The following is a 10,817-nucleotide window of genomic DNA, read 5'->3' as shown; positions in this document are numbered from 1 at the left end:
CTCGCCAGCCTTCTCGTGTTTACGCCGCTTTATGCGGCCATCATCGGCACCAGCAAACCGGCGGAATCCATTACCGTCGAAAGGATCGCACAACTTCCTGCGAAAGATCGCGCTGCATGGACCGCCTATCTTGACCGCTCGCAGAAGCAGATGGGCGCCGATCGCGCTACGCTTGCCGCCGAGCGCACGCCGGGGATGCCTGAGCCTCCTATGCCAAAAGAGAGTTTCAGTGCGCGCAGTATGCCGCTGCATCGCGATGCCGCCTGGTATGGAACGCCGGAGGCACGGCACATTGCGGATGTGATCGTCAGCTTTGAGACGCCTGCCGGAGGGTGGAGCAAGAACCTTGATATGAGTGGTCAGGCTCGCCTGCGCGGCCAGAGCTACACCACCGACAACCTCTCCAAGCACCTTGGGCCAGACGACTTCGATGCCCCGAAAGACCCTCATTGGAACTACGTCGGAACACTGGATAACGACGCGACCAATACGGAACTTCACTTCCTTGCACTGGTCTCCGCAGCGACTCCGGGTAAGGCAGGCGATCTCTATCGCACCAGCTTTATCAAAGGTATTCGCTATCTGCTCGCCGCCCAGTTTCCCAACGGAGGCTGGCCACAGGTCTGGCCACTTGAGGGGGGATATCACGACGCCATCACGTACAACGACAACGCCGTCACCGAATCGGCGGAGGTGCTGACCGCCGTCGCTGAAGGCGGTCGCGACTACGCGTTCGTCCCCGCTTCCCTTCGTCGCGAGTCGGGCGCTGCTGCACGCCTCGCGCTCGAGTGCATTCTGGCCACGCAGATCATGGTGGAAGGCAAACGCACCATCTGGGCGCAACAGCACGACGCGCTTACCCTTACTCCGGTATCCGCGCGCAACTTCGAGCCGGTTGCACTGGCTACGGGAGAGAGCACCGACATACTGCTCTATCTGATGGAACTGCCGCATCCCTCCCCTGCTGTGATCGCTTCCGTTCAGGCAGGCATTATCTGGCTCAAGGCAAACGCCATCGATGGACAGGTGTGGATAGGGGGACGAAATACTTCGGGTGGCCGTCATCTTGAGCCACAAGCGGGAGCCAGCCCGATCTGGGCGCGCTATTACAGCATCACGTCCGGAAAACCCATCTTCGGCGACCGGGACAAGACGATTCACGATACCGTGAGCGACCTGTCGCTGGAACGCCGCAACGGCTATGCGTGGTATGGCTCCGAGCCGAAGCAGGCAATCGACACCTATGCCGCCTGGAGCGCGCGTCTTTCCACAGCACATTGATTTCAGCAGAAAATTGAATGAGATGGACGCGAGGAGACAGGCCAATGGCATTGCGCCCAATCTGTCGCTCTTTAGGTGGCCTTTAGAAGGCTGTTACGAGCAAGATAATTCCGGCAGTCAAGGCCGCGATCTGGTACAAGAGATCGGTTCGGACAGGCAGCCCTGATTCCTGCACGGCCGGGGAATCTATCGCTTGCTGTCCTGGCAGAGTCACTGGCACGGAGAATAGCAGAATTTCATTTGGGGAGTCCATGTGCTTCTCCTGATGAAGAAGTAGATGCTGTTTCTAACGCGATGATGCACCTATAAGTTCCGTTCCGAGATAAAAATTTAGCTAAGAATCAGGCTGGGACGCGAGCTTGGTTCCTGCCGGGGGAAGATTTCCCGGCAAAAGTATAAAATCTCGGCTATATGAGCGATATGAATCAAACCGAAAATACGGGGCGTAGCACAGGGGAACCGGCGATCTTTGGAACCAAGCCTCCTGCCAGCGGCGGGATACCGATGGCCGCCTGGGTGATTGCGGCGCTGGTGGTGGTTTTGGTGGTGGTTGGAATGGTGATGGCCAGCCGGGGCAAAGGCAAGGCGACTCCGACCAATAGCGTGCAGCCGCTGGCAGCCTATGCCGGAAATCTGCCCTTGTCGGGGCTTGCGATGAGCGAATCGACGAGCATTTCAGGGGGAAAATCCACCTTTGTCGATGGGCATATCAAAAATACCGGTAGCGCGACTGTCACCGGGATTACCGTCCAGGTGCTGTTCGGCAACGCGGAGGGTTCATCGCCGACGATCAATACGATGCCACTCACGCTGATCCGTACAAGGCAGCCCTATATTGATACGCAATCTCTGGGCTCCTCGCCGCTGAAGCCGGGTGACGAACGCGACTTCCGCCTCATCTTCGAGTCCATTCCTGAGAATTGGAATATGGAGATGCCGGAGGTGCGCGTGGTTGGGGTAGAGACTAAGTAGGGTAGACGACCTAACAAAATCTTCCGGTTTAGCGGTGACATGCGTTGTCAGCAATAGTTACCTGCCGACCGGAAGATTTTGCTTGAGGGGGCTCTAATTTGTCCGGGTGGGGCGCAGCGGAATAAATCATATAAACCATTTATTTTGAACTACTTGCCACGCTATTTTAGTTTGGCATGGTGGTTGCTCTAGTCACAGTGTCGACGTTTGACCAAACAGACGCAGGACTGTACACAAGGAGCAAAACGATGATGAAATCCGGCAGTACTTTTGGCCTCTCAGTTCTCATCTTAGGTGGCGCGATGGGCATCACAGCGCTCGCGCAGTCGAATGAGTCCCCAGTTGTTCAGACCTCAACGACCAATGCGGCAAGCACCTCAACCATGAATCCGGCGGACAGCAGCACTTATGCCACTGGAAAGCCGTTGACCATGGAGTCCAAAGAGGGCTTCTGGGGTCACGTGAATCCTTTCGCCCGGAAGAAGTGGGTGAAGAGACAGCTCGATCCGATCAGGGATCGCGACAACGAGTTGGATCAGCTTCAGGCGAAGAATGCCAATGACATCCGCGACGTAGATACCCGTTCTCAGGCTGGAATTCACCGCGCCATGGATGCTGCCAACACTGCCGATGAGCACGCTCAGGCAGCAGCCACCACAGCGAACTCTGCTCAGACTCTCGCAGGCACGGCCAGCACCCGGACGGATGCTTTGAACACGACGGTCGGCAATCTTGACCAATACTCCGAGGTAACTTCGGCGGCGATTCCTTTCGCCAAGGGCCGTACGGCTCTGGGGCCAAAGGGCAAGGCTGATCTCGATGACCTGGCCACGAAGCTGGCGGGACAAAAGGGCTACATCGTTGAGGTAGAGGGCTATAGCCGGAATGGCGTGCAGACCTCGCAGGCGATGGCCGACTCGGTGGTTCGCTACCTCGTGGAAGAGCATCAGGTGCCGGTCTATCGCATCTATCGCACCGGCATGGGCCGTAATACTGTCAAGTCGGAAGATGGCGATCATGCGATCACGAACGGTGTAAAGGTTGCGCTGATGCATAACAGCCTGGCCTCGATGAACTCCAACTCAGCCAATAACGTTGTGCCCAGCTCCCCCGCAGCCGCCTCGGCGACGTCGGGTGTGAGTGCACCCCCGGAGCAGTAGCCCTCCCCTAAGGGTGGCATGTAAGGGACTACCCCCATGTCACCCGCAAGTTTGCCGAGTCAGCGACATAGATCGCGCTCGCAAAAACCTCTCCTAACCAGAGAGAACCAAGGCAGATTGGCCCCTCTAGCGAGGGGCCGTTTTTTTGCTTGTGATCCCAGTTATTTGTCTCGGTGGCGCGGTACAAGCGGAATAGGGAGGCCCGAAGGCCTCCCTATCAATCGACTTACAGAGTCTTAGCTCTTTTCAGAAAAGGTATGGATGCCGCATTCCAGCTTCTTGCCGCCCCAGCGGCCGCTGCGGGCGTCCGCGCCTGCCTCGGGAATCGCCGTGCATGGCTCGCAGCCAATGCTGGTGTAGCCACGGGCATAAAGCTCAAGCTCCGGGATGCCATGATTCTCCGCATACCCAGTGACATCATCCCAAACCCAGTCCGCCAGGACACTCACCTTCTTCAGATGCCTGCCGGTCGGGAGTTTGTGATCTTCGACCTTCTTCAGGCCCGCTCGTGTGGGCGACTGCTCTCGCCGCAACCCGGTAAACCACCAGTCAAATGGCTCCAGAGATCGCATCAGGGGTTCCACCTTGCGAATCTGGCAGCACTGCGTGGGCTGAACAATGTGGAGCAGGCCGTACTTGGCCTCGTGCTCTTCGAGAGTGGTCAAGGGCATTGCATTGACGAGGTTCAGCCCCCACTCCGCGACCATCCGATCACGGTAGGCGATCAGCTCCTTGAAGTGATAGCCCGTCTCCAGGAAGATGACCGGAACATCGCGCAGATGTTTCCGCAACAGATGAAGGACGACCATGTCCTCGGTCTGAAAGCTGCTCGTGAGGCAGACATTTTTCCCTGCCGAATCGCGCAGGATCTGCGCCACCAGGTCTTCAGCCGTCAACGTTTCGTAGTCAATACCAGCTTCAAGTACGCTCATTCGCTCACTCCTGCCAACCGCAGAATCTCGTCTGCGTCTCGACCTTCGCCCAGCAAAACACCGTCCTCGGCGAAGCCCTCAATGCGGGCCAGCGCATCCACATCCAACGAGCGCGCCGTGACCGCAATAACGCCTGCCAGTTGCAACGCTCGTACCGCACCGGCCAGAGCGGCGTCAGGGATCAATGCGTCGTCCACCAGCACAGCCCGTTCGCCGCGAAGCTGCAGGGCCTCGACGACCCGGGCTGCCAACGGCTTCTGCTCCGGCACCCATACCAGCACGGTGCGTGTCGCAGCATCTGCCGAAGTCTCCATCGCAGCAACGATCATTCCCGCGCCAACCGTGGCGTTGGTCACGCCATCGATCAGGATCAGAGCACCAGTTCCCCGATTGTCGGCATACGAATCGAAGAAGAGCGGAAGGCTGGTCTCGAACTCGACCTCGGCGATCTCATTCATCTCAAGCTGGTTGGCGGAGACCTCTTCCAGCGTTCCAACATCGACGCGATGCCGGATGGCGCGCACCGTGGCCCGTACCGTCCGCGTGGTGTGCTTGGCAACATAGGTGCGCCCGACGACCAGCGGATCCTCATGCATCCACACCACCATGGCGCGGAAGTGCCTGCTGATCTGCGGCAGGGCATCGGAGGCGTCCGAGGCCGAGACCAGCATCTCGCCACGGCTGAGGTCGATCTCGTCTTCAAGCTCCACGGTCACACTCTGCGGGTAGGCGGCGGCATCCAGATCGCCATCGTAAGTCACGATGCGCTTGACTGTCGTCTCGCGCCGCGAAGGCAACGCAATCACTCGCTCGCCAGCGCGCAAGGTTCCACGCGCCACCTGTCCGGCAAAGCCGCGGAAGTTGGCATCGGGCCGCAGAACAAGCTGCACAGGAAAGCGCACGGGACCGTTGACCTCACCGGCTCCCAGCGGCACCGTCTCCAGATACTCGAGCAGGGTTGGACCGGAGTACCACGGCGTCGCCTTGCTGGAGGTGACGACATTATCGCCCTCGAGCGCGCTGACCGGAATTGCCTCGACGTTCTTGAGGCCCAGGCGCCGGGCCAGTTCCAGAAACTCCGAGCGAATCGCCGCAAAGGTCTCCTGCGAGTAGCCCACCAGGTCCATCTTGTTGACTGCGGCGACCACATGCGGAATGCCCAGCAGCGAGGCGATGTAGGTGTGGCGTCGCGACTGTGGCAGCAGACTTCCCTGCTTCAGATAGGCTTTGGCATCGATCAGGACGATGGCAACATCCGCCGTCGAGGCACCGGTCGCCATGTTGCGAGTGTACTGCTCATGGCCCGGCGTGTCCGCGATGATGAACTTGCGCTTCGACGTAGAAAAGTAGCGGTAAGCCACGTCGATGGTGATGCCCTGCTCACGCTCGGCCTTCAGGCCGTCGGTCAGCAGGGAGAAGTCCACATGGCCGCCGGAGGCCCGGTTGACGCGGCTCTTCGCCACGGCGGCAAGCTGGTCCTCATAGACGCTTTTGGTGTCGTGCAACAGTCGTCCGATCAGCGTGCTCTTGCCATCGTCGACGCTTCCCGCAGTGGTAAAGCGAAGCATCTCCTGCTCAAGGTGTGCGTCCAAAAACTCATCGAACCGCACCGACGACTCGGGTATTACAGTGTGGGTTGCCATTTAGAAGTAGCCCTCCCGCTTCTTCGTCTCCATCGAGCCTTCTTCGTCGTGGTCGATCGCGCGATTTTCGCGCTCACTGCGCCGGAACGTCATCAACTCTTCGATAATCTTCGGCAGCGTGTCCGCCTCGCTGGGCATAGCGCCTGTGCATGGAGCGCAACCGAGGCTGCGCATCCGCACCTTTATGTTCTCGACCTTTTCGCCCGGCAACAGCTTCATGCCTTCGCGATACAGCGTCAATGCTCCGCCCCGCCTGATCAACGGACGCTCCTTGGCAAAGTAGAGCGGCACGATGGGAATTTTTTCCGCGTAGAGATAGAGCCAGATATCCAGCTCCGTCCAGTTCGACAGGGGAAACACGCGGATACTCTCGCCTTTGCGCAGCCGGGAGTTATAAAGGCTCCACAACTCCGGCCGCTGGTTCTTGGGGTCCCACTGCCCGGCCGTATCACGGAAGCTGTAGACGCGCTCCTTGGCCCGGCTCTTCTCCTCATCGCGGCGTGCGCCGCCGAACGCGGCATCGAAGCCGCCTTCTTCGAGGGCATCGAGCAGGCTTCGCGTCTTCAAGAGGCCGCAGCAGTTCTGGGTTCCGAGCGTGTAGGGATTGGCGCCTGAAGCAATCGCCTCTTCGTTGCGATGCACGATCAGGTCAGCGCCAATTTCCTTCGTGTACTCGTCACGAAAGGCGATCATCTCGGGAAATTTGTAACTGGTGTCGACATGCAGCAGAGGAAACGGGATCTTGCCCGGATAGAAGGCCTTCTGCGCCAGCCGCAACATGACCGACGAGTCTTTGCCTATCGAATAGAGCATGACAGGGCGGGCAAACTCGGCCACGGCCTCTCGCATAATCGCGATACTCTCGGCCTCGAGCGCCTGCAGGTGGTTTAACTGGGCGGCTTGGCGTACCGCTTCTATATCTGTAGCAATCATTAGAGTTGCCTGTCTCCCAAAAAGCTGGATCTCAAAGAAACGCAAACCGAGCGCTTCTGAGCAAAGGGTTTGGATTGTGGAAAGGGGTATGGGTCGCTAGCGCGGACAGCGCGCAAAGACCATCCGGCAACAACAACAAGCGCAGATGATAGGAGACACCATATATATAACTATAAATGGCGTTCAGTCCAGCCGCAACCGCTCGAAAATATCTGCTAAACTAAGTCAGTCGATACGGCGGTTCAGCAAGCCTTCCCAAGCGCTTGAGCAACACGAAGCGTCCCACTCCATCGGCATCTCACCGTAGTACATTCGGGGCGTAGCGCAGTCTGGTAGCGCACCTGGTTCGGGACCAGGGGGTCGGAGGTTCGAATCCTCTCGCCCCGACCATTTAAATCAATTTCTTAGAGAGACTGATAAATCAGGGAATTCCAATTGAATGGAAACACGGCATCGATGGTGCGTGTGACCGCCTCCACTCGTTCCTCCCATGGGTTCCGGGAGATCAGATCCCAGACAATGGCTTAATTCACAGCGGTTCGCAGCCCTCCATGCATCAAGCGAATGTTTTCAGGCGAAAGCCTCGGATGAAACGAGTTGAAGAACTCCTGCGGTTCCATCGCTTTCAAATCCTCCAGTTTCGTGTCGCCCCACCTCGGTAGGAGGTATGAGGTAACAAGAACTCATATTGCCCTTGCGTCGAGTTCTTGCGGTGTGTCCATGTCAGTCCCCGGCACGATTCATAGAGACTTCTGACAAGTCACTTCCCTTTCATAAACTCCTCGATTGCGGCGCGACGAAATCTCACATATGGCAGAGTCGCAAGAGGCCAGGAAGCTCTTGCTGGTGTGTATAAACCCACGTTGGCTGGACACGAAGGCTTCTTCGCGACTTCAACCGGAGCCGTACCACGAATCTGCAATCATCTACAAATCGAACTCAACTGTGGGATATCCTTCTTGTTTGCTGAGGCCGAGCCCGATTGAGTCTACTTGGTCACGACCGTTACAACTGATCGATCCGTTCCGCTCCACGCCGGTGCACCTTCATGCTTCAGCTGATGCGCGGCATCATCCCAAGTGATATTCGTGAGTTTGCCGCCGCTCTTCTCGTACTGATAAGTGTTACCGTCGTCCTGAAAGAGTGTGAACTTTCCGTCCGCTCCCGAATACACCCGTACTGACGCGATCGTCTGTGGCTGCTGTGCGCTCTGGACCTCCGATCCAAGGGGCACAATACTTCCAGCCTTTACAAAAAGCGGCAGCGTATCGATCGGAGCATCCGCCACTATTGTCTGCCCTCCATGTAGCCGTTCATTGGTCCAGTAGTTGTACCAATCACACCCTGCCGGCAGATATACCGGCCGGTGCGTCGCGCCTTGTTCCGTTACCGGGGCTACAAGGAAGGCCGGTCCATACATATATTCGTCCGGAATATTCGCGGCCTTAGGGTCTTCGGGGAAATCCATGAATAGCGCCCGCATATACGGAGCGCCCGTCTGGTAGCTGCGATACGCAATCGAATAGGTGTACGGCAGAAGCTGGTAACGGAGCTTCAGATATTTCGCAAGGATCGGCTCCGCTTGCTTGCCATACGACCACACTTCGTTGTGATTTCGTTCTCCATGCGCGCGCATCACAGGCTGAAACGCGCCCCATTCAAACCATCGCACAAACAGTTCGGGATAGTCCTCATAGTTTCCGATGGTGCCCCGTACATCCGATCCATCAATCAACGGCTTATGTTCCGCGTGGTAGTCCGCCGGAAGCGAGGGCGAGAAGAACCCTGCGATATCCGTGTCCCAGTACGGCATTCCGCTCGCTGTAAAGTTCAGGCCCGCCGGAATCGAGCGCTTCAGCATGTCCCACGTCGAAACGATGTCGCTAGACCAGAAGACCGTGCCGTTGCGTTGTGCCCCCAGGTACGCGGCTCGCGCCAAAATCATGACCCTCCGGCTATCCCCAAAATCCCGCCGGAATCCTTCGTACACCGAAGCTGTATGAAAGAGCGGATAGACATTGTAAAAGCGCGTTCCCGAGCCGATGAAGAACACGTCTTTCGCCGGATCGACATCTGGCTCCGTTTCGTCCAGCCAAATATAATCAAACCCGTACGGGTTCACATACCGGTCGCGAATCTTTTCCCAGAACCACTTGGCCGCTTCGGGATTGGTGGTGTCGATGTTCGGCCCGATGACATCCTTGTAGCCTCCCGAGTCGGGCTTTCCGTCGCGCGTATGTACCAACCATCCCTTGTCGAGCAGCATGTCATAGAACTGGGTGCCCTGCGAAAAGTGCGGCCACACGCTCAGAAGCGTATTGACATCCATTGCATGCAGCTCACGATTCATCGCGGCTGGATCCGGCCATCGCCTAGGGTCCAGATCCATTTCGCCCTGCCTCGTCATGTTGAGGAAGTCCACGACAACCACATCGAGCGGCAGCTTCTTCTCGCGATATTCCTTCGCTACATCCAAAATCTGTTGCTGCGTGGGATAGATGGCCTTGCTCTGGATGTAGCCGTAGACTGCCCGAGGCAGCATGTGCGAGACGCCGGTCAGCCGCCGATAACCTTCATAGATCTCGTCGCTGGTTTCGCCCGCGATGACAAAGTAGGATACTCGGTCTCCGACCTCGGACGACCACACATTCTGCCCGTTAAAACCGAGGTCCACCGTCGTTTTTGATGGATTGTCCCAGACCAGCCCGTAGCCCCTTGTCGAAACCATGAAGGGCACACAGACGACCTCGCCTCCAATCGCGCCATAGTCATGCCAGCATCGGATCTGGTGATCCCGCAGGTCCATCCAGCCCTTCTGCTGCTGCCCCAATCCGTAGTAGTGCTCGTCGGCGCGCGAGTCGAACACAGCCGCAACACGGTAGCCCCGTTTGCCGGAGTCTAACTGGGCGACTTCCGGGCGTTCAGGCGACATGATCCAGCTGCGCATATGCAGCAATGTCTTGCCTTCGGCTGTTGACACCACGAGCGAGTCGTTGTGCTGACGATGACCACCTCCGCCACCGAAGTAGATATCGCGCAACTGGCTGTTCAGAGCATCGAGCGGCATAGGTTTCGGCAGCTTATCCTTCGACGGGTTCTCCGGCGAGACGCGAACCACCATACGGGCAGATCGGAAGACGTCGCCTTCCGCATCGCGCTCATGGGTCCATCCCGTCGCGGAAGGCTTACCCACAAATCCATATCCTGGATCGCTTGTCGCCGCGGCCCGATCGGTGCTTATCGTCACTCGCAGAATATTCGGAGCATAGGGAGCCAGCGAAATCACTCGCCCATCGCGCTGCAGCACCAGCGGACCACTCTGGGCCATTGCTGCTCCGCCGAGCCACAATGTCAGAAGCAAAGAACTCAGCCCAAGCACCAGCGACGGCCGGACGAAATACCGCCCTCCCCGAAGCCCGCGAATAACACACTCCCACCCGTCCAACAGCCACGAAATCTGCATTTTTTCTCCTGCACACTGGCGCCTCCCATACTACGGGAAGCATGCTACTTGCCATCCCAAATTGTAGAAGGCTCCCTCTCACGACGTCTAAGAAGGTGATCCGACACTTCCCTTCATCCGCGGTGATCGCTGTAAATGGTCAAGATATTAATGACACTCTCACCGATCGCAATCATCGCGCCATGGCTGGTCTCTCCATGGGAGGCATGCAGACCTTCGAAGTCACACTCGACCATCTCAACCTCTTCTCCTCCATCGGCGGGTTCAGCGATGCTCCCTTTTTGCTGGGAGATACGCCATACGACCCACCAGTGCCTCTACCATCGGTCCACGCCGTGAAGGCTTCACCTTTCTTTGAGAGCACGTCCTGCAGCATCGCCTTATCCAGCGTTAGCTCCGCCACCAGCTGCTTCAGGCGCATGTTCTCTTCTTG

8 protein-coding genes and 1 tRNA gene are annotated in these 10,817 nt (G+C 57.7%); 4 read left to right on the top strand and 5 right to left on the bottom strand.

Annotated elements, in window-relative coordinates; all coding sequences use genetic code 11:
• From pelA to VMU57_RS12485, 3 genes are all read left to right on the top strand, one after another.
• Window positions 1-1,281 (top strand): pectate lyase (gene pelA / locus VMU57_RS12495; protein WP_414648642.1); only part of this gene is annotated, 1,281 nt, incomplete at its 5' end.
• 420 nt (window positions 1,282-1,701) lie between these two features.
• Window positions 1,702-2,253: a DUF2393 family protein gene (locus VMU57_RS12490; RefSeq protein ID WP_325383859.1), complete on the top strand. Its 552-nt coding sequence runs from the start codon at window positions 1,702-1,704 to the stop codon at window positions 2,251-2,253.
• Window positions 2,254-2,501: 248 nt separating this feature from the next.
• Complete coding sequence (locus VMU57_RS12485) at window positions 2,502-3,413, top strand: OmpA family protein (RefSeq protein ID WP_325383857.1); 912 nt, start codon at window positions 2,502-2,504, stop codon at window positions 3,411-3,413.
• Window positions 3,414-3,649: 236 nt separating this feature from the next.
• On the opposite strand, the gene VMU57_RS12480 is transcribed toward VMU57_RS12485, so the two are convergent.
• From VMU57_RS12480 to cysD, 3 genes are read right to left on the bottom strand one after another with little or no spacing between them, the layout of a single operon-like run.
• Entirely contained in the window at window positions 3,650-4,345 is a 696-nt protein-coding gene (locus VMU57_RS12480) for a phosphoadenylyl-sulfate reductase (protein ID WP_325383855.1), read from the bottom strand.
• A complete protein-coding gene (gene cysN, locus VMU57_RS12475; protein ID WP_325383853.1) occupies window positions 4,342-5,988 on the bottom strand; it encodes a sulfate adenylyltransferase subunit CysN in 1,647 nt (548 codons plus the stop codon). The genes VMU57_RS12480 and cysN overlap by 4 nt, the downstream gene beginning before the upstream one ends.
• Entirely contained in the window at window positions 5,989-6,921 is a 933-nt protein-coding gene (gene cysD / locus VMU57_RS12470) for a sulfate adenylyltransferase subunit CysD (protein ID WP_325383851.1), read from the bottom strand. It lies immediately after the preceding gene.
• Between the two features lie 313 nt (window positions 6,922-7,234).
• Between cysD and VMU57_RS12465 the strand changes: the two genes are divergently transcribed.
• A tRNA-Pro gene (locus VMU57_RS12465) sits at window positions 7,235-7,311 on the top strand.
• Window positions 7,312-7,909: 598 nt separating this feature from the next.
• Here VMU57_RS12465 and VMU57_RS12460 read toward each other — a convergent pair.
• Together VMU57_RS12460 and VMU57_RS23075 are read right to left on the bottom strand one after the other, a co-directional pair.
• Window positions 7,910-10,384, bottom strand: a complete 2,475-nt coding sequence (locus tag VMU57_RS12460) for a TIM-barrel domain-containing protein (RefSeq protein ID WP_325383849.1) — start codon at window positions 10,382-10,384, stop codon at window positions 7,910-7,912.
• 172 nt (window positions 10,385-10,556) lie between these two features.
• Window positions 10,557-10,817: hypothetical protein (locus tag VMU57_RS23075; RefSeq protein WP_414648643.1), on the bottom strand; the 261-nt coding region annotated here is incomplete at its 5' end.

The organism is Edaphobacter sp. (assembly GCF_035532915.1).
GTDB lineage: Bacteria > Acidobacteriota > Terriglobia > Terriglobales > Acidobacteriaceae > Edaphobacter.
This window is presented reverse-complemented; position numbering and strand designations above follow the sequence as displayed.

Bases quoted from the DNA above. Each gene is read 5' to 3' on its own strand.
- VMU57_RS12490 (WP_325383859.1), top strand. From the start codon at position 1,702: ATGAATCAAACCGAAAATACGGGGCGTAGCACAGGGGAACCGGCGATC.
- cysN (WP_325383853.1), bottom strand. From the start codon at position 5,988: ATGGCAACCCACACTGTAATACCCGAGTCGTCGGTGCGGTTCGATGAG.
- VMU57_RS12480 (WP_325383855.1), bottom strand. From the start codon at position 4,345: ATGAGCGTACTTGAAGCTGGTATTGACTACGAAACGTTGACGGCTGAA.
- VMU57_RS12460 (WP_325383849.1), bottom strand. From the start codon at position 10,384: ATGCAGATTTCGTGGCTGTTGGACGGGTGGGAGTGTGTTATTCGCGGG.
- cysD (WP_325383851.1), bottom strand. From the start codon at position 6,921: ATGATTGCTACAGATATAGAAGCGGTACGCCAAGCCGCCCAGTTAAAC.
- VMU57_RS12485 (WP_325383857.1), top strand. From the start codon at position 2,502: ATGATGAAATCCGGCAGTACTTTTGGCCTCTCAGTTCTCATCTTAGGT.